Raw genomic sequence first — 23,216 nt, forward strand, 5'->3', positions numbered from 1 at the left:
ACTACGTTCGACCGACATCCTTCGCAACCATCGCATCCGTCCTGGTTGCCGAAACGCTTGTGGCACAAGGTCATAAGTACTGACCACCGCCGAATGTCGGGGGCAGCGCCGAGCAGACCACGTGCCGCAGGTGCGGATTCGCAGGTCCATTCGGCGTCCTCGCTGCGAGAATCGAACGATGACGGAGGTGACGCGGGAGCAACTGCGGGTAGGGGTCGTCGAGGATCACGAACTTCTGATCGACGGCCTACGCCACGCCCTTTCTCCCGATCCATCCGTCGTGCTGGTGGCGGTCGGATCGACGGTGCCGCGAATGCTGGAAGGCGCGGGTCCGCTCGACTTGGTGGTGCTCGACCTGTCACTACCCGACGGTTCCGGACCGATCGAAAACCTGGCAACACTGCGCGCGGCGGGTGTACCGAACGTCTTGGTGCTGACCGCGGGTGATCGACCGGACCTCATCCGAGAGGCCGCGCGGGCCGGTGCGGTCTCGGTTCTGCGAAAGTCGGAGCCGCCAGGAGTGATCCGCGGCGCGGTGCGCGCCGCCGCACAGGGGCAACCCCTCGCGACGATCGATTGGGCCGCCGCGTTGGACTCCGACCCGAAGCGACCCGCACTCGCCCCACGGGAGGAGGAAGCCTTGGCCCTGTACGCGGCTGGGGAGTGCGCCGAGGACGTGGCCGCGTTGATGGGCATCAGTGTCAACACGGTGAACCTCTACTTGCGGCGGATCCGCGCGAAATACCTCGAGGCGGGGACGCCCGTCCACTCCCGGGCGCTGCTGCGGACCGCGGCACAACGCGATGGATACGCCCCCCGCCCGTGGTGGCGCCCGCGACGTCGATGACACCGATCACTGCTCGCGAAGGCGACAATCGCGAACAGGTCATGCGCAGGCTCGCGCTGCTGATCGCCCTCAGCGACGCCTTGTATGCGGTGATGCTGTCCGGCCGTGTCGCCGGTGACGCCGCCTATTCCGCTGTGTGGTGGACACCCGCCGCCGTGCTCGCTGTATTCGTCGTTCCTGCCGCAGGACTGGCCTGGTGTGCGCGTTCCGGGTCGGTACGCTCCATCGAACTGGTAGCGAGCACCGTCGCGGTGGCATTCCTCGTGATCGTCGCGCTGTGGCCCGTGGCATGGAACGGCCTCGCGCTGCCGGGATCGATGTGGTTGTCCTTTGTTCCCGGACTCGCGGCCATGACCGCCGCGTTGGCATGGTCACCGTTGTCCACGGTCGCCTATCTGCTCATCGCGACGACCGCTGTGCAACAGATCAACCAGCACCGGGCGACCGCGATCAACTTCGCGTTCGGTCTCGAACTCACCTATTCACTCGGGTTCTCACTGGTGTTCGTGGCGATGATCCTCGAAGGACTCCGCACCGCCGCCGCCCTCGATCACGCTCGCGAGGTGACAGACCGTTTCGGCGACGACACCGCGGCACTGGAGGCGCGGGCGGCACAACGCAGGACCCACAACACCCTGATCCACAACGAAGTGCTCTCGACCTTGCTCGCCGCGACCAGTCTCCCCCACAGCCCCCATCTGCAACGTCGAGCCGCCCAGGCGATCACCCGCATCTCCACCACTCCGCTGGTCGGTGACGATCGGCTCTACGGAAACCAGCACGCCGTCGAGATCCTCCGCGCGGCCGTCGAAGACGGCGGAAAGGTCGAGATGTCCCTGCGCTGCCGGGACGGACAAGCCCGCGCCGAGGCAGTCATCGCGCTCGCCGACGGAGCCCGTGAGGCCGTGCGAAACGCTCGCGCACACAACCCGCCGGGCACCAGGATCCGTGCGCGAATCGAGGCCGATACCCGGCGCGTGATCGTGACCATCCGGGATGACGGCCGCGGCTTCGACACTACGAGCACACATTCCGCTCGATACGGCTTGCGCGGCAGCCTCGACCGGATCCGCGATATTCCCGGTTGCGCGGCCGGTCTCGATTCCGCGCCGGGCAAGGGCACCACCGTGACGCTTCGGTGGCGGCGTCCACGTCCGGCGACACCCGACATCCGTCAGTTCCTCGGGATCCGAACGGCCGCGGCGGCCGGTGTCGCCGTCACCTATCTCGCGGCGATCAGTGCGCTGGCCTTGATGAGCCTGCACAGCCGTCCGGGGTGGGCGAGCGTCACCGCCCTGGTGCTGTTCGCCTCGATGATCCTCGTTTTCCTGGCCGCACCAGCCGACCCGATACCCCGTTGGGCAACCTCAGCAGTGATACTCGGCCCGATCGGTGCCGTCCTCGCATTGACAGAGCTGCCGAAGTTGCCTACCGCGGAACAACTGTGGCCTGCGTCGGCGACCGCCGCGATCTATGCGCTATTGCTTCTGCGGGGTCGACCGGCCGCCGCCTGGACCGGTCAAGCCATCGTTGTCGTCGGATGCACAGGATGGGTGGGTGCCGACCTCGTCGGCTGGGGTGCTCTGATGATCACGCGTATCGCGGACTTCGCACCCTTGGTCGGCTGCATGGTCTTCGCCTGGCTCGTGCGGCCACGCCTGGCTGCGATCGTCGAACTCCGTGAACTCAACCGGCAATTGGTCATCCGCACCACGTCAGCACGAGCCGCGCTCGCCGAACGGGCGGCGCAGTTGGCGCTGTTCGACGCCCGCACCGCACCGCTGCTGTCACGCATCGCCGACCCCGCGGAGTTCAGCGACGCCGAACGCGGATCGTTCGCCCTGCTCGAAGCCTGCCTGCGCGACGAACTCCGCGGCGGAATCCTCGCCGACCCCGCTCTTCGCCCCATCCTGGACGATGCCCGCCGACGCGGCGTGGATGTTCTTCTCTACGACGATCAACAGAGCACCGACCACGCCCCAACCACCCGAGCCCACATTCTGGCCACCCTCGCCGCCGAGCTCACCACCGCCGCATCAGGAGAACTCACCGTCCGGGTTCAGCCCACGGGCCGACCGATCGCCGCGACCATTCTGGTCAGAGGCCAGGGAGGCACACGCCGAATCAGCATCCCGGCCAACGGAACCGCCACCTTCACCGGTTCCGCAGCCGTCGGTGGATCCCGAGACCCAGGTGCGCGACCATGGCCGACAGCGGCGGCCAAAACCAGCTGAACTGCCCACCGGTCCCGGAGCAGGCCTGATACAGCAACACCACCAGGCCCCCCGCAAACCCGGTGATCGCCGCAGGAGAGATCACTTCCTCGCCATCCCGATAAGGCAAGGCCAACCCTATCGCCCCCAACCCCAGAACCATGCTGGGTAACAGCATCGCCAACAGGACGTACAGATCGCCCTCCCGGTTCTTCCCCGCCCAGAAGAATGTCGGGTACAGGCCCGGAAACATCGACGCCATCACATACGCGACAACCGGAGTCAACGCCCACACCGGCACCGCCAAGAGCAACAAACCAAGCGTTGTGCCGAGAATCCGCAGTGGACGTTCCCGCCGATTCGATCGAGCCGCCTGTCGTGCCCGACGGCGAACTGTGGTGTTGTCCAACGTCCGCGCCGGGGTGTCGACGGCGCGCAGTGCCCGCACGATCATCTCGCCTCTGGCCTGAGCCACGACCTGATACCGCCTGCCCAGCTCGAATCGGACCCCCGCTTCGTCCCGATGGCTGATCTCGTAGTCAGCCAGGTTCGGCCGGTCCAGATCTGACAATTTACTGTCCGGCAGCGGTTGAAGCTCACGATCCAGTGCGGAGACCACATCGACATCGAGGGGCACCGAGGGGCTCGATACCCAGAACGGCGACCACATCAGTGCGCCGTCGGCTCGCAGCACATAGACCGACCCGGCTTCCCAACTGGACGGGCCGTACCGAAAGTCTCGGGCGCCTTCGTCGACAACAGTTCCCAGTACCCAGCCGTGCCGCGGCGAACCCGCGTGGACTCCCCCGTGACCGGACGCGACCTGACGAGCCAGATCTCGAATGGCCGCGGCTTCGGTGACTGACGACTCGTAGGGTGTGTCCACTTCCTCCTCCATTCAGCCGGACCGATCGCTCGTCCACGGTGGGCTGCTGCCTGGTCGGCGGACCGCCGCTGGTATCCGGCGGCCCGCCGACGTGTCCTATCCGTCGGCTATTTCTGACCGGTCCCGTTGCAGGCACCGCAATTCACCCAGTTCCCGAAGTCACTGTGACCACCCGTGCCGTTGCACCGGGGGCACACACCACGCAAGAACTTCGAAACAAACGACATCACAACCTCTTTCACCGGAGATCGTGCCGAGGGCCCGGCACGGATCCGAGTGTGCGCCGCCGATCGGCATCGCCGACAGACTCACTTTTCGGTGTCATCACCGGTGGACCTCGCCGGACCTGATATCGGCCAGCTGTCCGAAGACGCACCGCACCCACCGATGTCACCGAAAAGTGGTGACTCGTTTCCCGTGTATTCCGTCCGTATAGATGAGTGGTGCCACAAGGCACCTCTGCTCGAGGCAGCTCAGCCTCACTCCGACGGGAGACCACCTGCCATGTCCGAAGTCTCATTCACCAAGCCTGTCGCTGCCGCTGGAAAGGTAGCTGTCACCGTGGTCGCCGCCGCGATGTTGACGCTCGCCGTATCGACGATCGCTCCTTCGGTCGCCCAAGCGGCGACCCATCGCGTCGATCTGTCCGAGGCGTGCAAGCAGCAATACGGCAAGCAGTCGGTCAAGCTTCGTCACGTCGACGATGTCCAACAGCAGGTGACCACGCCGGGATCTCGCAGCGCCGACGAATACCACAACCCCAATCGAGCCACCCCGTACGGGTACTACTGCGTCGAAACCACGATGAGCAAGTCGCTGAGCATCCCACCCGGCATCGAAGGCCAGGTCATCGAACAGGAGCTCGGCGACCTCGACGTCCAGGCGTACTGCGACCGCAACCATCCGGGCACCACCGCACGAGGCAACTTCGACGCCGACAAGACCTGGGACTGCGTGTAGTCCGACACGATTCAGCTGTTCACATTCGAGCCCCGCCCGATCAGCTGATCGGGCGGGGCTCGGTGTCCCTGCGAACTACATCGGGTCGGCGCTCACCTACTTCTTGGGCATCGGCTGGTTGATGGTGGTGAAGTACTGGATCGCGGCGCCGACCGCGACCGGGGCGGCGATCAGGATTTGGCCTGCCAGGGCGCCGAGGGCGCCGACGGCGAGGATGCCGCTGACGCAGCCGAGTCCGGCGGCGGGGAGGAAGGCACCGAAGAGGCCGACGATGGTCGCCGAGGCGATGGCGGCGCCGGCGAGGCCGCCGAGGACGCACCCGACGGCGGCGCCGCCGATACCACCGACCAGGACTCCGAGGGTGGCACCCATCGAGATGGTGCTGGTCAGGCGGCTCCAGGCGGCGACCTCGCGGTCGTATTCGGACTTCCAGGGTGCCTGGTCCTCGTAGGGCAGGGCGACCGGCTTGTAGACGGCCTCGGCGGGGTCGAGCCGGGGAGTCAGCACGGCGGTGTTGCCGGAGATGTCCGCCGTGATCGGCAGCTCGAAATCGTCGAGGCGGAAGGTCAAGGGAGTGGCCGCGATCGTGGTGCCGTCGGGTGCCTTCACCTTGAAGGCACTGTCTTCGGCGATCAGGGAACCGGCGTCGGTGGTGATGACCGAGGTGCCGTTCACCTCCTCGGCGGTGAAGTGGACCGGCGCGGCGTCCTGCGCGGTCGCCGGACCGGTGACGCCCACGGTGACGCCGATCGCGACGGCGAGCAGTACCGCGGCCGCAGAAGATTTCCTCATCGTGTTTCTTTCTCTCTCATCGGGTTCTCCGTCGCGATCACCGTGATCGACGTCCGCTCGGTACGCGCCGTGGTCGGGCCGAGTCGATTGGACCGATCGACATCGCCTATCGCCCCGGCTCGCACCCCGACCCGGCCCCGACACTGACCTCATGACTCCAGGGGTGGAGCCGAATCCGCCCCGGGCCGAAGGAGAGACGTGGCACGACTGCAGATCGATGCGGTGTCGAAGAAGTTCGACACCGACTACGCGGTGCGCGAGGTGAGCCTCGACATCGCCGACGGCGAGTTCATGGTGTTGCTCGGGCCGAGCGGGTGCGGCAAGTCCACTCTGTTGCGGATGATCGCGGGGCTCGAGCAGCCGAGCGAGGGCCGGATCCTGGTGGACGGCACCGATGTCACCGACGCACCGCCGCAGCGTCGGGACGTGGCGATGGTGTTCCAGAGCTACGCGCTCTACCCGCACCTGTCGGTGGCGAAGAACATCGGGTTCCCGTTGCGGGCCCGGCGCAGGCCGCGCGTCGAGATCGAACGGCGGGTCGCGCAGGTGTCGGCCACCCTGGAGTTGTCGGCCCTGCTCGAACGCAGGCCGGGTGCGCTGTCCGGGGGTCAGCGGCAGCGAGTGGCGTTGGCGCGTGCCATGGTTCGCGATCCGGGCGCTTTTCTCATGGACGAGCCGCTGTCCAATCTCGACGCCAAGTTGCGCAGCGCGACGCGCGCGGAACTGATCGGGCTGCACGAACGTCTCGGCACCACCTTCCTCTACGTCACCCACGACCAGGTGGAGGCGATGACGATGGCGTCCCGGGTCGCACTGCTCGACCAGGGCAGGGTCGCGCAGTGCGGTACCCCGGCCGAGCTCTACGACCAGCCGCGCTCCACCTTCGTCGCCGGATTCCTCGGCTCACCATCGATGAATCTGTTCCCCGCCGTCGTGACCGCGACCGAGGGCCGGTTGCGGATCACCGGCGACGGGATCGATGCCGCGCTCGACATCACAGGCGATCTTCCGGCGCGGACTCCGGTCATCGCGGGCATCCGCCCCGAACGGCTGCGTCTCGACGCCGCCGCGACTGCTGTGCGCGGCACCATCCGCCTGGTCGAGAACCTCGGCAGCGAGGAGTTGGTGCACATCGACGCGGGCGCGACCAGCCTGTGCGCGCGGGTCGCGCGCCCGGCGGGAGTCCGGGTGGGCGAGCGCGTCGCCGCGCGGGTGGATCCCGCCGACATCCACTTGTTCGACCCCGACACCGGGTTACGCCTCAGGTGGCAAGCGCCCCAGCTGGATTCGGCGAACGCCGCGCACTCGGTACCCGTCCCCTGAATTCCCGCACGACCATTGAGGAGAACCGTCATGAAACGCACCCTGCCCGTTCTGGGCGTGGTGGTCACCACCGCCGTCGTGCTGAGTGGCTGCGGCCTGGGCAGCACCGTGTCCTCGGACACCACGGCGACCGGCCGGATCCCGGAACTGTCGCCCGGTCAGCAGGTTTCGATCACCTTCGAGTCCTACAACTACGGCCTCGCGGGCGCCTGGACGGACACGTTCAACGACCTCATCGCAGAGTTCGGCAAGAAGTACCCGAACATCGAGGTCACCGCGCAGAAGCCGCAGGGGAACAGTCCCAACCCCGCCACCGACACCATCTCGAGCATCCAGAACCAGCTGGTGGCGGGCGACCCGCCCGATGTCGCCCAGCTCGGCTTCAGCGACCTGAACTTCACCGTCGATCAGTTGCGTGCCAAACCACTGGACACCCTCGTCGGCGCCGAGGAGGTCGCCCGCAACTTCGACGGCGCCGAACACGGCTACGCACCCCGCGCCCGCACCCTCGACGACTGGGACGGCCACACCTACGGTGTGCCGTTCGTCTTCTCCACCCCGGTGCTGTACCTGAACGCCTCATTGTTCACCGAGGCCGGGCTCGACACCGACAAGCCGCCCGCCACCTGGGCCGAGGTCGCCACGGCCGCCAAGACCATCGCCGACCGCACCGGCAAGGGCGGGGTGTACATCGATTGCCTGACCAAGACCGCCAAGGACTGGTGTTTCCAGTCGCTGGTGCGTTCCAACGGCGGCCGCGTGATCTCCGAGGACCGCCGCACACTCACCTACGATCAAGCGCCCGCCGTCGAGGTGACGAAGATGGCGCAGGACCTGGTGAACAACGGCAGCATGCCCAGGTTGAACCAGAAGCAGGGGTATGAGGCCTTCACTCGCGGTGAAGTGGGAATGTTGCTCGAGACCAGCGCCATCCAGGGCATGTTCGTCAAGGGAGCCAAGGACAAGTGGGATCTGCGTTCGGCGCCGATGCCCGCCTTCGGCAACACCCCGACGGTGCCGACCAACTCCGGTGCGGGCCTGCACATCCTGTCCGAGGACCCGGCCAGGCAGCGGGCCTCCTGGGAGCTGATCAAGTTCCTCACCAGCGAGCAGTCCTACACGAAGATCGCACAGAACATCGGCTACCTGCCGCTGCGCACCGGGTTGCTCGAGGACGCCGACGGGCTGAAGAACTGGGCCGCGGCGAACCCTTTGCTGAAGCCCAACGTCGAACAGCTCGCGCGGATGGAGCCGTGGGTGTCCATGCCCGGCAACAACTATCTGCAGGTACGGGACGGCATGATGGACGCGGTCGAAGCGGTCGTGTTCCAGAACCGGGATCCGCAGGCCACGCTGACCGCCGCGCGCACCGAGGGCGCCGAACTCCTCCCGACCGCATGAGCGAGATGACGATCGTGCAGCTCACCGATCTCCATCTGCGCCCGACCGGTGAGCTCGTCCACGGCGTGGTGGACACGGATGCGAATCTGCTGCGGGCACTCACCGACCTGCGGGCGTCCGGGCGGTCCGTGGACGCCCTGGTGCTTTCGGGTGACCTCGCCGACAACGGGTCACCCGAGGCATACCGGCGCCTGCGCGCCGCCGTCGAGCCGGTCGCGGCCGAGCTCGGCGCCGAGATCGTCTATGTGATGGGCAATCACGACGAACGGGCCGCCTTCGGCGAACAGCTACTCGACTCGGCTCCCGGTTCGGTGGACACCGAGGTGCCCCACGACCACTGCGTCGAGGTGGGCGGGCTGCGCATCGTCGCCCTCGACAGCACCACCCCGCACCGCCACGAGGGCAGGCTCGAACAGGCGCAGCTGGCCTGGCTCACCGAGCAACTGCGCACGGACGCGCCGCGCGGCACCCTCCTGGTCCTGCATCACCCGCCGGTGCCCTCTCCCCTGGCCACCACCGACTTTCTCAAACTCGAGGATGCCGACCGTCTCGCCGATGCGTTGACGGGCAGCGATGTGCGGATGATCTTGTGCGGGCACAACCATCTCACCGGCGCCGCGGCGCTGGCCGGGATTCCGGTGTGGATCGGCCCGGCACTGTCGTACCGCATCGACCCGATGGCTCCGGTCGGCAGGCATCGCGGGTTCACCGGATTCGGCTACAGCCGTATCGATCTCGTGGCATCGAGTGTGCTGGCCACCGCGATCGAGCTCACCCCGGCCGCGCCGGTCTACGACCGGCCCGAAGCCGAGGTGCTCGCGCAGTTGGCGGCGATCGCCGCGGAGACGCGGTGACATGTTCGTCCTCGACGACCGGCAGGACCCGGCGCGCGCGGCGGCCCCGGCACCGGGTCCGCGCCGCCGGATCACCCGACGCGCGGTGGCCCGATTCCTCGCGCCCTATCTGTATCTGGCTCCGGCCCTGTTGCTCCTGGTGGTGTGGACCTATCAGCCGCTCGGGCAGGCGGTGCAGTTGTCCACGGTGTCGTGGAACCTGTTGCCGACCTCGCCCATGACGCCGGTCGGGGCCGACAACTACACCCGGTTGCTCGACCTTCCGGCGTTCTGGGGGTCCCTGGGCCGCACCGCGACCCTGATCCTGGGTCTGTTGCCGTTCACCGTGGTGCTGCCGGTGCTCATCGCGCTGGCGAGCAGGCGCGTGCACGGACGAGCGCGCACCGTCTATCAGGCACTGGTTTTCGCGCCGTTCCTCATCGCGCCGGTCGCGGCGGCGGCGGTGTGGCGGTGGCTGTTGCACCCCGGCTCCGGGTTCGTCGACCAGCTGATCGGCACCGGCCACAACTGGGTCTACGACGCGGGCACCGCGCAGGCGGTGATCGTACTGATCACGGCCTGGCAACTGCTCGGGTTCGCGGTGCTGGTGGTGTGGGCGGGGCTGGCCGGGATCAGCGGTGACTACCGCGAGGCCGCGCAGGTCGACGGGGCGACACCAGGGCAGATCCGGCGCTGGATCACCCTGCCGTTGCTCTCGCCGACGGTGATGTTCCTGGTGCTCACCACGGTGCTGCTCTCGCCGACGCTGTCGTTCCCGCTGATCGACTCGATGACCCAGGGTGGACCGGCTCAGGCCACCACGAACATCTACTACCTGCTCTGGGACTACGCCTTCCACACCTTCGACGCCGGGCTCAGCGCCGCGGCGGGTGTGCTGTTGTTCGTCGGATTCGGCCTGCTGGCCGCACTCCTGGTCTGGATCTCGGAAAAGGTTGCCGTCCATGATGATTGACCGACTTCGCCTGGCGGGCAGCCATCTGCTGCTCGCCGGGACGTCGCTGGTGTGTGTGTTCCCGATCTATTGGTTGTTCGCGACGGCGCTGCGCAGGCCGCAGGACGTCAGTTCGCTCGCCCCGATCCCGTGGCCGCTCTCGGTGGACAGTTATCTCGACGCCGCGCAGAAGGTCGATGTCACCGGGCTCATCGTCAACACGTTCATCGTGGCGATCCTGTCCGCGAGTGGGCAACTGTTGATCGCGCTGCTGGCCTCGTACGCGTTCGCGATGTACACCTTTCCACTGCGGCGGGTGATGTATCTGGCGTTCGTCGGCGTCTGGCTGGTGCCCTTCCAGGTCACCATGTTGCCCAACTACATCCTGCTCAACCGGATGGGGTTGATCAACACGCTGATCGGTGTCGTGCTGCCCACCCTGTGTTCGGCGCTGGCGGTGCTGTTGTTGCGCCAGCACATGGCCGCGTTCCCCAAAGAACTGATCGCGGCGGCCAAGATCGACGGCCGTTCGTCGTGGGCGATCCTGTGGACCGTGGTTGTCCCCAACCTGCGGCCCGCCCTGGCCGCTCTCGGCATCCTGCTGTTCATCAACGCCTGGAACGAATACTTCTGGCCCGCGGTGGTTCTGCGGCAGTCCAACGATGTCCTGCAGTTGGGTCTGCGCAGTTTCATGGGCACCGAGGGCGACCAGTGGGGCCCGATGATGGCCCTGGCCAGTCTGGCGTGCCTGCCGGTGTTGCTGCTCTACCTGGTGTTGCAGCGCCACATCGTCAACGCCTTCGTTCGGTCGGGATTGAAGTGAGCCGCCGGGCCTCGGGCGGTTCAGGCGGTCAACGCACCGAGATCCGCCGAGTCGACGCACTCGAGAAACAGTGAGACCGCGGGGTTGGATTCCTCGGCACGCCACACCGCGTACACATCCAGTGTCGGAATCGGATCGAACAGTTTCACCGCGACCGAACTGCTGCCCGTCGCCCCCATGCCCATCGACACGGCCCGGGGCAGCGAGGCGAAACCGACGACCGGGCGGACCGACACCATGTGCGCGGTGGCACCGGGGTCGTCGGCTGTGTGCTTGATGTTGAGCGAGATTCGCGTTGCCGCCGCCGACCGCAGGATCTCGTCGTACATCGCCGGGCACTGTTCCCGGTCGAACAGCACGCAATCCTGGTTCTGCAACTCGGCGAAGGGGACACCGGGACGGTCGGCCCAGCGATGGCGACGGCCGACCACGGCCACCAGTGGCACCCGGTGCAGCAGCCGCCGGTACCGGAAATCGGCCGTGCTCGGATGGCCGTAGACCAGGGCCAGGTCGAGTGAGCCGTCGGCCAGGCCCGCCAACTGTGGTCCGGTGCGCTTCTCCCATAAGGACACCACGATGTCGGGGTGGAGTTCGGTCATCCTCGACAGGGCATCGGGCAGCACATGTCTGCTGGCGGGCAGGTTGTAGCCGACATTGAGACTGCCGATGCGACCCTCGGCGGTCGCTTTGGCGGATCGGGCGGCACGATCGAGGTGGGCGACGATCTGGCGGGCCTGGAGTTCGAACTCCCGCCCCGCCGGTGTCAGCCGCACCTCGTGGGAGTTGCGGGCGACCAGTCGCACGCCCAGCGACTTCTCCAGCTTCTGCAGCTGAGCGCTGAGACTCGGCTGAGTGAGATGAAGGCGCTGCGCTGCGCGCCCGAAGTGCAACTCTTCGGCGATGGTGATGAACGAAACGAGGTGTCGGAATTCCATGGCGCCGGGCTCCTTCCGAATACCGCCACGGTATCGAGGGCGGATAACCGGCCGTGAATTCCGGCTGTTGCGCGATCGCCGTGCGCGTTGCCGGTGCGTGAACCCCTCGCCCACGACCGCCGCGTCGCGGACCGCTCGGTCGTCCGGTCAGTCGGCGAAGCCCGCGGGATCGACGAGCAGCCGCTTGAGCACCTTGCCCGTTTCGCCTCGGGGCAACGAGTTGAGAAAGGTGACATCGCGAGGGACCGAGAAGCGGCTGAGCCGATGGCGGATATAGGTACGCACCATCCCCGGATCGAGGCTGGAGCCTTCGTGTTTGACCAGGAACGCGGCCAGCCGCTGCCCGAATTCGCGGTCCGACACCCCGATCACCGCGACATCGCTGACCTGCGGCAGATACGACAGTGCCTCTTCGACCGGGCGCGGGAAGACGTTCTCGCCGCCGGAGATGATCATCTCGTCGTCGCGTCCCGCCACGAACAACCTGCCCTCCGCGTCGAGGTAGCCCAGATCACCCGTGTTCAGCATGCCGTCGGCTTCCTCGGGTGGCGTGTCGTTGACGTAGCCGTCGAACAGCATGTGGTTGCCGACGAAGATCCGACCGGTCACCCCGATCGGTACCGGTTGGTTGTCGTCGGCGCCGAGGATCGCGATCCGGGTGCCGAGCGGCGGCCTGCCCGCCGTGGTCGGGGCGGCACGCAGGTCCTCCGGCGCTGCCACACTGGCCCAGGAGACCTCGGTGGAACCGTAGAGGTTGTAGAGCACGTCACCGTAATCCCGCAGGAAGCGATCCACGGTCGCCGCGACCAGCGGGGCGCCGCAACTGACGACATGCCGCAGACTGCTCAGGTCGTAGCGGGCGCGCACCTCGTCGGGCAGGTCCACCAGGCGCTGCACCATCGTCGGCACCGCGATCAGCGTGTTCACCCGGTGTTCGGTGATCTGGCGCAGGCATTCCTCGGCGTCGAAGCCTTGCGCCAGCACGACGGTGGCGCGCACCGCGGTGCTCAGCTGCAGTGCCGACAGGCCCCAGGTGTGGAACAGCGGCGCGGGGATCATCATCGTGCTGCCCACCTCGATCGGAATCCGCGACAGCAGCGCGACCAGGGTGTCGAATCCCTTCGCGTGTGGGCGCCGCGCGCCTTTCGGGGTGCCGCTGGTTCCCGATGTGAGCACGATCTGACACCCCGGCACCGTCGGCACCGGAAACTTCGTGTGGCCCATGGCGATCAGATCCTCGATGGTGATCCGGGTCGGGTCCGCTGGCAGATCGTCGGTGACGAAGCGCGGGATGCCCTTGTGCAGATACTGCACGAGATGGTTCAGCTCGGTGTCGACGAACAACGCCGAGAGCCGGTGCCGCTGCACGATCTCCTCGATCCGCCTGCCCGACAACCCGGCGTTCAGCAGTGCCACGTCGACGCCGAGCTTGCCCGCCGCGACCATCGTCTCGACCATGCCGCAGTGGTTGGCAGCGAGCAGGCCGATGGCGTCGCCCGCACGCAAGCCCACCTCGTACATCGCCCCCGCCAGCGCGGTCGTGCGCTTGTCGGTTTCGGCGAAGGTGGCCGTGCTCGCCGGGTCGATCAGGGCGAGCTGGTCGGGGCTGTGCGCGGCGCCCGCCGCATAGCCACCCGCCAGATTGAAACCCCACCGGTACAGCGACCGCAGTTGCCGCGCGGAGGTCACCGGCGGCGCGACCAACCCGGAGTTCACCACCCAGCGCACGAGTTCGGACTTGCGGCGGATCGGCGCGCGGTCGCCGTTTCCCACCACCGAGGTCCGCGCCCCACGCACCACATCGGCCGCGCGGCGCAACCCGGCCCTGATCCACCGGACCGTCTCGGCGTCGCGCGCCTGCGCCAGCACCGGATGCAGGCGCGGCGCGGCGAAGACGGTGACGCTCACGCTTGTTCGCTGCTGGTCACCGGCGAGCCGGATCAGGGCGAAGCTGCCCGACTCCGGATTGTGCAGTTCGAAACTCTCGTACCAGCGACCGATCCGCAGCGACAGCACGACGGTGCGCACACCGACTTCGGGGTCGCCGATGCGGACCTGCCACAGCGTGTCCCCGTCGGGATCGGTCACCCGTTCGCATCCGCCGATGCCCGACCAGAGGCGCGGATAGCTCTGCGGTTCCAGCAGCACCTCCCACAACGCTTGTCTCGCAACGGCGAAATCCGCGGTCACATCCACGACATCACTCGACATCTCTGCGCCTCTCTCGGTCCGGCCACGCTGCCGGGAAGTGCCAACGCGTCGCGGCACCGATGCCGCGACGGCGCCCTTCGTCAGGCACTGCACCAGAAGTCATGGTTACGCACCCGCGCGTGGCCGAACGAGAGATTGTCCGAATGCTGGCACAGGAACCGAACGCCCCACGTACCAGCTGTGAACACTGCCAATCGCCGATCGGCCCGAATTGGGGTACGCCGACCAGCCCGTCAGCGGGCGGTGCCGGAGACCAGTTCGTCGCGCAGCGTCGATCCGAGATCGCCCCAACACCGCGTGATCATCCCTGTGTGGGTGCGGTACATCGCCAGCTCCTGGACGCGGACGGCACGGCCCGTGGCGGCGAGTCCACGGAACGGGCCCGTGTGGGTGCCGGTGCCGAGCAGTCGGGCGGCGAGCCACGTGCCGTCGACGAGCAGGTGCCGCAGGTCCCAGTGGTAGTCGGGGAAGCCGGTGACCACCGCCTCGATTCCGGCGATGTACTCGTCGACGCCTCGCGCGGTCTCGGACGCGATCACCTCCGGCGCCACGAACTCCCGCAGTTCCGCGAATCGTCGTGCGTTGCACAGCCCGATGTAGCGCCGGTACCGCTCCCCCAGGTCGTTGTCACCCATGTGCCGCACCCTCCCGCCACCTCGGTTCGCTCGCACCCGATGCTAGTGCCGATCAGTAGGCCGCAGCCGTCCGATCCTTCGTCGCATCGTCGCGTCGGGCGGGTGTGGTCGGCCACCAGACCGTGTCGCCGAGGAGCTCGAACAGGGCGGGGACCACCAGGGTTCGGACGACGAAGGTGTCGAGCAGGATGCCGATGCCGACGACGATGCCGAGCTGGGTGAGCGTGATCAGCGGCAGCACGCCGAGGACGCAGAACACCGCCGCCAGCACCGCGCCCGCGCTGGTGATCACCGCGCCGGTGGAGGCGACCGCACGGACCATGCCCTGGGTGGTGCCGTGGGTGCCCGCTTCCTCGCGCGCCCTGGTCACCAGGAAGATCGTGTAGTCCACGCCGAGTGCGACCAGGAACAGGAAACCGAACAGGGGCACATTGGTGTCCAGCGCCGGGAACCCGAAAACGGTGCCGCTGATCCAACTGCCAGCGCCCAGGGCGGCGAGCGCGCTCAGGACCGTGACGCCGACGAGCAGCACGGCCGCCGGGGCGGCGCGCAGCAAGGCGAGCAACACCAGCAGCACGACAACCAGGATCAGCGGGATGACCAGCGCTTGGTCCCGACGCGCGGCGTCACGGATATCGAGGGCTTCGGCATCGGAACCACCGACGAGCGCCTCGGCGTTCGGGACCGCGTCGAGTGTCGACCGCATCGCCTCCACCGTGGTGAATGCCTCGGCCGAGCCGGGTTCCGCGTCCAGGACGACCGACCACCGGGTGGTACCGGAGTCGGAGGTTCCGGTCGGGGTGGCCCGCGAGATCCCGGGCACCGCGTCGAGTTCGGTCTGCACCGACGACGCGGTTTCCGTGCGGGCGATCACCACGGCGGGGTCGGCGGAGCCGGAGGGAAAGTGCGCGGCCAAGGTCCGCAGTCCGTCGACGGATTCGGCGTCCACCCGGAACTGCTCGGTGCGCGACAAACCGATGTCGGTGGTCGCGAGACCGGTGGCGAAGACGACGAGGACCGCCGACGCGGCACCGGCGACGAGGGCCGGGCGGCGCACGACGCGCGTCGCGACGTGCGCCCACACGCCGTGTTCGGCCGGATCGCGACCGTCCGCTTGCGGCACGAACGGCCAGAAGACTTTTCGTCCGCACAGTGCCAGCGCCGGGGGCAGGGCGAGCAGGACGAAGACCAACGCGACGAGAAGTCCGGCCGCGGCGAACGCGCCGAGGCTGCGGGTGTTCGGCAGCGCCGCCAGCAGCAGGGTGAGCAGGGCGAGCACGACGGTGACATTGCTGGCCAGAATCGCGGGCGCGGCATGGCGCACGGCGGCGCGCAGCGCGTCGCGATGGTCGTCGTGGCGATGCAGTTCGTCGCGGTAGCGGGAGACGAGCAGCAGGGCGTAGTTGGTGCCCGCGCCGAAGACGAGAACACTGGTGATACCCGAGGTGGAGCCGTCGAAGGTGAGGCCGGTGAGCTGGGCCAGTGCGGTGCCGACGCTGGTGGCGACACGGTCGGCGAGGCCGACGACCGTCAGTGGGACGAGCCAGAGCACCGGTGAGCGGTAGGTCAGGATCAGCAGGACCATCACCATGAGTGCGGTGACGATCAGCAGCAGGGTGTTGGCGCCGGAGAAGGAGTCGGCGATATCGGCGCCGAAGGCGGGGCCGCCGGTCACCTGCACGCGCAGTGGTTCGGGCAGGTCCGTGGCGACGGTGGTGCGCAGTTCGTCGATGCGATCGGTGAGCGCGAACCCGTTCAGGTCCACCGAAACCGGGATCTGGGCGATGGCTGCGCGACCGTCGGGGGCCGCGACGACACGCGGCCCGTTCGACGTGGGCACCTCGGCCCGGGTGAGCGCGGCGTCCACAGCGGCCAGGTCGGACGGGGTGAGCACGCCGTCGTCGGTGCGCGTGGCCACCAGGATCGCGGCGGCTTCGTCCGCGCCGGGGAACTCGTCGGCGGCCGCGGCGGCCCGGGCGGATTCCGCCGACGACGGCAGCGACACCGGCGCCTGCCCGGCGCTCTCGTTGCTGCCGGTGAACGCGATCACGGCCACGGCGGCCACGAACACCGCCAGTAGCAGCGCCCACGATCGCCGCCCGGTCACCACTCGGGCGAACCGGTCCCATCCCTGCCTGTCATCGCGTCGCATCACGCCGACAACTATTTCAGAAACTTAACTATCTGACAATGTCGAGCCTCCGAGGCGGCTAAGCTCACAGGCGGATCGAGAGGAGACACGCGTGGGCGACCAGAACACCGAGAACACCGACCCGGCCCGCGATCGGTCGGAGCTGGAGACCGAGATCGCCCGCGACCTGCGGGCGCTGACCGCGATCTCCGAACAGATCGGTCACGTCTTCGCCCGCTCGAACGACCTGCGCCCCAATGACTTCCGTGCCCTGATGCATGTCGCGACCGCACAGGCCGAAGGCACACCCGTCACCGCGGGCCGGTTGAGCGCGCTGATGGGGGTATCCGCGCCCGCGGTCACGTACCTGGTCGAGCGGATGATCGAATCCGGCCATCTCGAGCGAGTACCCGACGCCACCGACCGCAGGCGTGTGCACCTGGGCTACACCGACCACGGCATGTCCGTGGCAGCCGGTTTCTTCGGCCCGCTCAGCACCCGCACCCGGGCGGCGATGGCCGAGCTGCCCGCCGCCGACCTCGAGGCAGCCCACCGCGTATTCGTCGCGATCACCAGCGCACTGCGCGATTTCTACAGCGAATTACCCACCCGACCCGACCGCTGAGCGGACCACACCGCGCCCTACCGCCGGGCGAACCTGATCAGGATGGCGGCGACGACCAGCCAGCCCGCGACATAGGCCGCGGCGCGCACCGGGTGCCAGTTGTCGATGAGCAGGACGGTGCCGAGAGCGGCGAGGCCGAGGAGCATGAGCGCGATCCGCATGCGGTCGATCTTCCTGGTGCGAGGCAGATCACACAAGATGCCGAGATGCGCTGCCCCGCAACGATCATGCGGCTCGCGCGATGCGGAACGTGGCCGCCGTCAACCGCGCAGCGCCGAGAGGAATATCGCCGGAAGCTTCCCCCAGCTCGGGGCGGCCGCGAACTCGGCGAGGCGGCGGCCGGTACGGGCCGCGGTCCGGTTGGTGACGAACCACGGTGGCCGTGGGGCGAGGGTGAACTCACCGCGGACGACCGAGCGCGGGAACGGACGGAACGGGCCGTGGACGACGGTTCGCTCCGTGTGATCGAGCAGGACCGCGTTGTGCACCACCCCGATTCCGCTCTGCGCGTCGTGGATCGGGTGGCCGGGAAACGCGCCCCAGGTGGCGCGGGCGGTGAGGTAGCCGACGGCGGTCCAGGCGTTGATGCCGATTGTTCCGTAGCGCAGGTCGGCGACGATCTCGTCGAAACCGGAGCCCAGCTGCCGCAGGGTGCGCGGGTGGACGACGATATTGGCACCAAGGGTTCCAGTCAGCTGCTCGTTGGCGAACTCGACCGCGGCGGTGAGGAATCGCGCCCCCTGCCCGGGCACCTGCGCGACGGCGAGCACGGGCCCGAAGTATTCCTCGGTGAAGGCGACATCCTTGTCGGCGAGGTCGGTCAGCAGGACCCGGTCCGCCCGGCGTTCGGCACCGGGATGGTCGGCAACGGCTTTGGCACGACGGTCTTCGCTTCCCGGGTAATAGGGCATGCGCGAGGGCGCGTTCGCGAACGCCACGCGCAGCGCCGCCAGGAACTCGTCCTTCTGCGCCCAGTCGCTGCTGATCACGACCACCTGCGACGCCACGCAGTTGTAGCCGTTGTTGTGCAGCTTCTGGGTGACGACGTGTTCGGCCTGATAGGCCAGATCGCGTGCCGACCACCTTCCCGGCACGACGATCGTCGGGCACACCCCACCCAGTTCGCTGCTGATCGGCTTGGTCAGCAGCGGTTCGGCGCGTTCCCTGCGGGCGGCACCGTCGGCGCCTGGCCCGAACACGATGGCATCGTGTGATCGCACACTGCCGGTGATGTGGACGTGCCCGATGTCGGGATGATTCACCGCGGCCTGCCCGACATCCACACCGCCGGTGACGATCTCGACCAGACCGGGCTGGATGAAGCGGGCGAAGATCTGCTCGAACACCGGCAGCATCGGATCGGTGAGCGGGTTCAGCTTCAGCAACACGACCCGGTTGTGGGCGAACAGTTCATACAGGGTGTCCAGCGGCGCGATCGAGAGGACGTTGCCCGCGCCGAGCACCACCCCGACGCCACCGGTTTCGGCAGGACGGCGTTGGGCCAGGCCCGCGCTGTCGCGCAATTCCCCCGCCGACACTCCCGGCTGCGACCACACCTCGGCCGAGAATCCGTGCAGCAGCAGCCGGTCGAAGACGGTGTGCGGCAACACCTGGATCGCGGTCCGGTCGCCGGGCGCGGACGACAGTACGAACCCGTCGAGCGGGCTGCGGTCTTCCAGCAACGCGGTCAGCGACTGCGACAACGCGCCGATGCCGCTGAGCATCGCATAGGGTCCGCTGATCCATTCCTCGCCCACCAGTGGGGAATCGGCCGCGAGACCTTTGATCCCGCAGGCGATGTCCACCCACTCCTCGGCGTGCTGCCACGTCGACGCCGACAGTGCGTCGAGCAGGTCGATGCGGTCCCGCAGCGACAGACCCGCCCAGGTCCGCTCACCCAGCCGTAGCCGCGCGACGGCGCTGCTCACCGGCGGATCACTCACGCCCGGTTGTGATGTCGTCATGTCGAGCCTCCTCAGGAATCCATACGATCGAGTACTTCGGCCGCGGCGCGGCGGCCGGACCTGACCGCGCCGTCCATGTAGCCGTTCCAGACCTGCGCTGTCTCCGCGCCCGCCCAGTGGATGCGGCCGATCGGTGCCGACAGCGCCGCGCCGTACTGCGTCCACACCCCGGCCCCGAGTCGGCCGCCGTAGCAACCACGACTGAATTCCTCGTCCATCCAGTTCAATTCGAGGTAATCGAGGGGCTCCGCGGCCTGGGGTCCGAACAGTTCCGTCAGGCTCGCGACCGCCGCGGCCCGACGTTCACCGATGCTCCAACCGGCCGCGACCCGCGCGTGCGCACCCTCGAAGAACGCGACGAGCACACCGCACGACCCGTCCGACGGGGAATTGTCGAGCACGACGCTGAGAGCGTCGTCGAGGTCGAAAGCGAAACCACTGAGTCCGGCTTCCCGCCAGAACGGAGTCGGATAGGCGATCTGGACCTTGATGACCGACCCCATCGGGATCTGCTGGGTGAGCCCGTCGCGTGCTCCCGGCAGCGCGGGCCGGTAGTCCAGCCGCCCGGCCAGCGTCGGTGGGATCGTCACGATGACATACCGCGCCGTGACCACCTGGTCGGCGAAATCGACGCGGACGCCGTTCTCGTCGTGGGTGATCGAACGGACCGCCGCGTTCAGCGTGACGACCTCCTCGCCTAGTTCGGCGGCGAGCCGTTCGCAGATCTGGTGTGTGCCACCCTCGACCCGCAGCTCTTGGGCCCCGCCCGCGACCCCGACGAGGATGTCGAGCATGCCGCCGGACTTGACGTAGAACAGGAAGTGCAGCAGCGACATCTCCGAGGCCTCCGCGGAGAACAGCGCGGGCACCACGGTGGCCCAGAACGCGAGCGCCTCAGCGTTGTCGGTGTTCGCGCGCAACCACTCGTCCAGGGTTCGACGGTCGAGCTCGGCCGCCTTCGGTGAGGTCCAGGGCGCCGACAACGAGATGGTGGCGGCGAGCTTCTCGAGCTCGAGCTGTAGACGGCCCGCCTCCAGGGCTGCTTCGAACGAGAGGCCGAAGGTCACGTCGTCGTAGCGGGTGACCGTCCCCCGGTAGCGGGTCACCCCCTGACCGGTGTCGAAGGTCGGGAAGGTCGTCAAGCCGAGCTCCTCGACGAGACCGAGGACCTCGGTTTGGGTCCGCCCGATCCACTGTCCACCCAGTTCGACCGCGACCCCGTTCGCGAGCGTGCCGCCCGCGGTCCGTCCGGCGACGCGATCTCGCGCTTCGAGCACGCGGACCGTGCGCCCCTCGGCTCTCAGTGCCCGCGCCGCGGTCAACCCGGCAAGGCCCGCTCCCACCACCACAACATCCACTTCAGTCATGCCGATCCTTCGCGAATTCAGTCGGTTGTATGACTGTAAGATAGGTCGCACATACCGGGTGTGCAACAGTTGTCGGAAAATTCGTGTACCGGTCGTGCGAGGAGTGGTCCGTGGTCTACGTCAAAGCGTCCGAGCGCGAGGACCAGATCGTCGCGGCGGCCGTGCAGGTGCTCAGCGACGTGGGAGTCCCCGCGACCACCTTGCGCGCCGTGGCCGCGGAGGCCGGGATCCCTCTCGGGACGCTGCAGTACGTGTTTCCCACCAAGGACAAATTGCTGCGCGCGGTGATCACCACCGTGATCGAGGAGATCTCGCGGGCGCTGCGGTCGCGCCTCGAACTCGACAGGGGTGTCGAACACGCACTCCGCGAAGGTGTGACGAGTTTCTGGGAGAAGCTGGTGGACAGCCGGATCGGACTGCAGATCATGCAGTACGAACTGATGACGTATTCGCTGCGCACCGAGGGCGCGACCGATCTGGCACGACTGCAGTACGAGCGGTACGGCGCGGTGGTCACCGAGTTCTGCGAGCAGGCGGCCCGTGCCGCCGACGAACGGTGCGCGATCGGCTTCGACACTCTGGGGCGACTGGCTCTCGCCCAGATCGACGGCTTGATCCTGCAGCACGTGGCCGACCCCGATGCCGATCGCGCCCGCCACGACCTGAACCTCGCGGTGGACATGCTGATCCTGTTCGCCGACCCCCAGCCGGTCGTCCGCAGAACACGCCGTCCCGGCACGACGCCCACCAACACGCGGTAGCCGCACCGCCGCCATCCGCCTATTGCGCGATGTGGAATCACGTCCTATCGTCGATTCATACGTTCGACTGACTCTACGGCTACCCTCGGGTCGCGAGGGCTCACCGACGGAGACCGGCAGCTGTCCGAGCGCCGCCGGTCGGGCAGATCCTGGTTCACGCTTTTGGAGTGAGGCGGCATGACTCGATCCACCGATCAACCCACACAGCCGGTCCACACAGCCTCGGTGGCGGTGATCGGCGCCGGGATGGCCGGGCTGATCGCCGCCCGGCGGCTGCGCGCCCACGGCGTGGACGTGATCGTCCTCGAATCCGGGTCGCGTCCCGGTGGACGGGTGCTGGCCGAGACCACCGTCCTCGGGTCACGCGTCGACCTCGGCGGCCAGTGGATCGGTCGCGGGCACCACCGGCTCGCGTCATTGGCCACCCAGCTGGGTGTCACCGTCTTCGCGATGCGCACCCCGACCGTCCCGACGCTCATCGACGGCGACGTCTCGATTCGGAACTCGACACCATCGGTGATCGCCACCGCGGCCGCACTGCTGTGCTGCGAAGCGGCGTCGCGACTGGGAGCACCGCGCGCATGGAAGAAACACAGTGTGGCGGCCTGTCTGCGTCATGTCCCGAATCGCCGCGCTCGACGCCTGCTCGAGGTCCTCGCCTCGACCTCCAGCACCGCCGATCTCGATCGCTATTCGATGCACGCCTTCCTCGCGGCGATCCGCTATCAGGGCGGACTCCTGCCGATGCTCTCCACCGCCGGCGGCGCACAGGAAAGCCTGGTGGTGGAGGGTGTGGGCACGCTCGCAGAGCGGCTCGCCGCCGAACTCGGCGACCGAGTCGTGTTCGACAGCGAGGTCACGGCGCTGGATCGCGACGACACCGGCGTCACGATCCACTCGTCATCCGGTGTCCACCGCGCCGCGAAAGTGATCGTCACCGTCGCCGCGCCGGTGGCCGCACGCATCGAGCACCGGCCCCCGCTGCCCGGTGAACGAATCCGCCTGCAGGACAACACCTATATGGGGTCGGTCTACAAGGCGATCGCGGTCTACGACCGCCCGTTCTGGCGCGAGCACGGCCATGCCGAATCGATGGTGCTCGCCGAGCCCGGCATGGCCGTCTTCGACACCTCCGCGCCTGACGGGCCGGGTCACCTCTGCGTTCTCGTCGCCGGTCCCGAGGCGCGCGAGCTCGATCGACACGGCATCGAGGCCCGCCGCGCGGCGGTGCTCGACCCGCTCGTGCACCATCTGGGCACCGAGATCCTCGAACCCCGAGGCTGGCACGAGAAGGCATGGCACCTGGACGAACACGTCGGTGGTGGCTACTCGGCCCTTCCGGACATCGGCGCCGACGACGGCTACTTCCCCTTCACCTCGACCCCGATCGGGCACTTGCACTGGGCGGGTACCGAAACCGCCCGCGAGCATGCCGGTTACATCGAAGGGGCCATCGAATCCGGTGAGCGCGCGGCCGAGGAAGTGTGGCGACGCCTCACCGGATCCGACGCGGACCCGGGTGAGTGAACGGTGACCATCCGACGCACTCACCGCGAA

The 23,216-nt window shown here is 67.9% G+C and carries 20 protein-coding genes; 11 read left to right on the forward strand and 9 right to left on the reverse strand.

Going from position 1 to position 23,216, the window contains the following annotated elements:
- Positions 1–178: 178 nt before the first annotated feature.
- The gene (locus NC7_RS22940; protein ID WP_067986522.1) at positions 179–847 is read left to right on the forward strand and encodes a response regulator; all 669 of its coding nucleotides are present in this window, start codon (positions 179–181) and stop codon (positions 845–847) included.
- Positions 844–3,081 carry a DUF8320 family protein gene (locus tag NC7_RS22945; protein WP_157102141.1) on the forward strand — a complete coding sequence of 746 codons (2,238 nt, stop codon included), beginning with the start codon at positions 844–846 and terminating at the stop codon, positions 3,079–3,081. Before NC7_RS22940 ends, NC7_RS22945 begins: the two co-directional genes overlap by 4 nt.
- Here the strand turns inward: NC7_RS22945 and NC7_RS22950 are convergent.
- Entirely contained in the window at positions 3,002–3,946 is a 945-nt protein-coding gene (locus NC7_RS22950; RefSeq protein ID WP_157102142.1) for a hypothetical protein, read from the reverse strand. The two genes, NC7_RS22945 and NC7_RS22950, sit on opposite strands and share 80 nt — an antisense overlap.
- Before the next feature lie 504 nt (positions 3,947–4,450).
- Here NC7_RS22950 and NC7_RS22955 point away from each other — a divergent pair.
- Positions 4,451–4,906: a hypothetical protein gene (locus NC7_RS22955; protein ID WP_067986528.1), complete on the forward strand. Its 456-nt coding sequence runs from the start codon at positions 4,451–4,453 to the stop codon at positions 4,904–4,906.
- A 96-nt stretch (positions 4,907–5,002) separates the two neighbouring features.
- Here NC7_RS22955 and NC7_RS22960 read toward each other — a convergent pair whose 3' ends face one another.
- Positions 5,003–5,698, reverse strand: a complete 696-nt coding sequence (locus NC7_RS22960; RefSeq protein WP_067986530.1) for a DUF8020 domain-containing protein — start codon at positions 5,696–5,698, stop codon at positions 5,003–5,005.
- 198 nt (positions 5,699–5,896) lie between these two features.
- Between NC7_RS22960 and NC7_RS22965 the strand changes: the two genes are divergently transcribed.
- Genes NC7_RS22965 through NC7_RS22985 form a run of 5 tightly spaced genes read left to right on the forward strand, consistent with a single transcriptional unit; the run spans position 5,897 to position 11,030 of the window.
- The gene (locus tag NC7_RS22965; protein WP_067986532.1) at positions 5,897–7,021 is read left to right on the forward strand and encodes an ABC transporter ATP-binding protein; all 1,125 of its coding nucleotides are present in this window, start codon (positions 5,897–5,899) and stop codon (positions 7,019–7,021) included.
- Between the two features lie 30 nt (positions 7,022–7,051).
- Positions 7,052–8,422 (forward strand): ABC transporter substrate-binding protein, encoded by a 1,371-nt coding sequence (locus NC7_RS22970; RefSeq protein ID WP_084458725.1) that lies wholly within the window; start codon positions 7,052–7,054, stop codon positions 8,420–8,422.
- Positions 8,419–9,276 (forward strand): metallophosphoesterase family protein, encoded by an 858-nt coding sequence (locus tag NC7_RS22975; protein ID WP_067986536.1) that lies wholly within the window; start codon positions 8,419–8,421, stop codon positions 9,274–9,276. The genes NC7_RS22970 and NC7_RS22975 overlap by 4 nt, the downstream gene beginning before the upstream one ends.
- Before the next feature lies 1 nt (position 9,277).
- On the forward strand, positions 9,278–10,228 hold the full coding sequence (locus tag NC7_RS22980) for a carbohydrate ABC transporter permease (protein WP_084458726.1): 951 nt from the start codon (positions 9,278–9,280) through the stop codon (positions 10,226–10,228).
- Entirely contained in the window at positions 10,218–11,030 is an 813-nt protein-coding gene (locus NC7_RS22985; protein WP_067986538.1) for a carbohydrate ABC transporter permease, read from the forward strand. The genes NC7_RS22980 and NC7_RS22985 overlap by 11 nt, the downstream gene beginning before the upstream one ends.
- Positions 11,031–11,050: 20 nt before the next feature.
- Here the strand turns inward: NC7_RS22985 and NC7_RS22990 are convergent, their stop codons facing one another.
- The 4 genes from NC7_RS22990 to NC7_RS23005 form a co-directional block, all read right to left on the reverse strand.
- Positions 11,051–11,965, reverse strand: a complete 915-nt coding sequence (locus NC7_RS22990) for a LysR family transcriptional regulator (protein ID WP_067986541.1) — start codon at positions 11,963–11,965, stop codon at positions 11,051–11,053.
- Positions 11,966–12,112: 147 nt separating this feature from the next.
- Entirely contained in the window at positions 12,113–14,176 is a 2,064-nt protein-coding gene (locus NC7_RS22995; protein ID WP_067986542.1) for an AMP-binding protein, read from the reverse strand.
- 233 nt (positions 14,177–14,409) lie between these two features.
- Entirely contained in the window at positions 14,410–14,811 is a 402-nt protein-coding gene (locus NC7_RS23000; RefSeq protein ID WP_067986544.1) for an ester cyclase, read from the reverse strand.
- A gap of 52 nt (positions 14,812–14,863) precedes the next feature.
- Positions 14,864–16,963 carry an MMPL family transporter gene (locus NC7_RS23005; protein ID WP_174550263.1) on the reverse strand — a complete coding sequence of 700 codons (2,100 nt, stop codon included), beginning with the start codon at positions 16,961–16,963 and terminating at the stop codon, positions 14,864–14,866.
- 91 nt (positions 16,964–17,054) lie between these two features.
- On the opposite strand from NC7_RS23005, the gene NC7_RS23010 reads away from it, so the two are divergent.
- On the forward strand, positions 17,055–17,567 hold the full coding sequence (locus NC7_RS23010) for a MarR family winged helix-turn-helix transcriptional regulator (RefSeq protein ID WP_067986546.1): 513 nt from the start codon (positions 17,055–17,057) through the stop codon (positions 17,565–17,567).
- A gap of 17 nt (positions 17,568–17,584) precedes the next feature.
- Here NC7_RS23010 and NC7_RS29335 read toward each other — a convergent pair whose 3' ends face one another.
- The 3 genes from NC7_RS29335 to NC7_RS23020 all read right to left on the reverse strand — a co-directional run bounded on the left by NC7_RS29335 (position 17,585) and on the right by NC7_RS23020 (position 20,898).
- Complete coding sequence (locus tag NC7_RS29335; RefSeq protein ID WP_157102143.1) at positions 17,585–17,728, reverse strand: hypothetical protein; 144 nt, start codon at positions 17,726–17,728, stop codon at positions 17,585–17,587.
- Between the two features lie 99 nt (positions 17,729–17,827).
- Positions 17,828–19,531, reverse strand: a complete 1,704-nt coding sequence (locus NC7_RS23015; protein WP_067986548.1) for an aldehyde dehydrogenase family protein — start codon at positions 19,529–19,531, stop codon at positions 17,828–17,830.
- A gap of 11 nt (positions 19,532–19,542) precedes the next feature.
- Positions 19,543–20,898 carry a flavin monoamine oxidase family protein gene (locus NC7_RS23020; protein ID WP_067986550.1) on the reverse strand — a complete coding sequence of 452 codons (1,356 nt, stop codon included), beginning with the start codon at positions 20,896–20,898 and terminating at the stop codon, positions 19,543–19,545.
- A 110-nt stretch (positions 20,899–21,008) separates the two neighbouring features.
- Here NC7_RS23020 and NC7_RS23025 point away from each other — a divergent pair, with 110 nt between their 5' ends.
- Both NC7_RS23025 and NC7_RS23030 read left to right on the forward strand, forming a co-directional pair.
- Entirely contained in the window at positions 21,009–21,659 is a 651-nt protein-coding gene (locus tag NC7_RS23025; protein WP_067986703.1) for a TetR/AcrR family transcriptional regulator, read from the forward strand.
- Positions 21,660–21,836: 177 nt separating this feature from the next.
- Positions 21,837–23,186, forward strand: a complete 1,350-nt coding sequence (locus NC7_RS23030) for a flavin monoamine oxidase family protein (RefSeq protein WP_067986552.1) — start codon at positions 21,837–21,839, stop codon at positions 23,184–23,186.
- Positions 23,187–23,216: the final 30 nt, after the last annotated feature.

The organism is Nocardia caishijiensis NBRC 108228, assembly GCF_001612825.1.
GTDB lineage: Bacteria > Actinomycetota > Actinomycetes > Mycobacteriales > Mycobacteriaceae > Nocardia > Nocardia caishijiensis.

What these genes read in the sequence shown, in the direction of transcription:
- NC7_RS22940 (WP_067986522.1), top strand. Translation starts at nt 179, where the DNA reads ATGACGGAGGTGACGCGGGAGCAACTGCGGGTAGGGGTCGTCGAGGAT.
- NC7_RS22945 (WP_157102141.1), top strand. Translation starts at nt 844, where the DNA reads ATGACACCGATCACTGCTCGCGAAGGCGACAATCGCGAACAGGTCATG.
- NC7_RS22955 (WP_067986528.1), top strand. Translation starts at nt 4,451, where the DNA reads ATGTCCGAAGTCTCATTCACCAAGCCTGTCGCTGCCGCTGGAAAGGTA.
- NC7_RS22960 (WP_067986530.1), bottom strand. Translation starts at nt 5,698, where the DNA reads ATGAGGAAATCTTCTGCGGCCGCGGTACTGCTCGCCGTCGCGATCGGC.
- NC7_RS22970 (WP_084458725.1), top strand. Translation starts at nt 7,052, where the DNA reads ATGAAACGCACCCTGCCCGTTCTGGGCGTGGTGGTCACCACCGCCGTC.
- NC7_RS22975 (WP_067986536.1), top strand. Translation starts at nt 8,419, where the DNA reads ATGAGCGAGATGACGATCGTGCAGCTCACCGATCTCCATCTGCGCCCG.
- NC7_RS22980 (WP_084458726.1), top strand. Translation starts at nt 9,278, where the DNA reads ATGTTCGTCCTCGACGACCGGCAGGACCCGGCGCGCGCGGCGGCCCCG.
- NC7_RS22985 (WP_067986538.1), top strand. Translation starts at nt 10,218, where the DNA reads ATGATGATTGACCGACTTCGCCTGGCGGGCAGCCATCTGCTGCTCGCC.
- NC7_RS22990 (WP_067986541.1), bottom strand. Translation starts at nt 11,965, where the DNA reads ATGGAATTCCGACACCTCGTTTCGTTCATCACCATCGCCGAAGAGTTG.
- NC7_RS22995 (WP_067986542.1), bottom strand. Translation starts at nt 14,176, where the DNA reads ATGTCGAGTGATGTCGTGGATGTGACCGCGGATTTCGCCGTTGCGAGA.
- NC7_RS23000 (WP_067986544.1), bottom strand. Translation starts at nt 14,811, where the DNA reads ATGGGTGACAACGACCTGGGGGAGCGGTACCGGCGCTACATCGGGCTG.
- NC7_RS23005 (WP_174550263.1), bottom strand. Translation starts at nt 16,963, where the DNA reads ATGCGACGCGATGACAGGCAGGGATGGGACCGGTTCGCCCGAGTGGTG.
- NC7_RS29335 (WP_157102143.1), bottom strand. Translation starts at nt 17,728, where the DNA reads ATGCGGATCGCGCTCATGCTCCTCGGCCTCGCCGCTCTCGGCACCGTC.
- NC7_RS23015 (WP_067986548.1), bottom strand. Translation starts at nt 19,531, where the DNA reads ATGACGACATCACAACCGGGCGTGAGTGATCCGCCGGTGAGCAGCGCC.
- NC7_RS23020 (WP_067986550.1), bottom strand. Translation starts at nt 20,898, where the DNA reads ATGACTGAAGTGGATGTTGTGGTGGTGGGAGCGGGCCTTGCCGGGTTG.
- NC7_RS23030 (WP_067986552.1), top strand. Translation starts at nt 21,837, where the DNA reads ATGACTCGATCCACCGATCAACCCACACAGCCGGTCCACACAGCCTCG.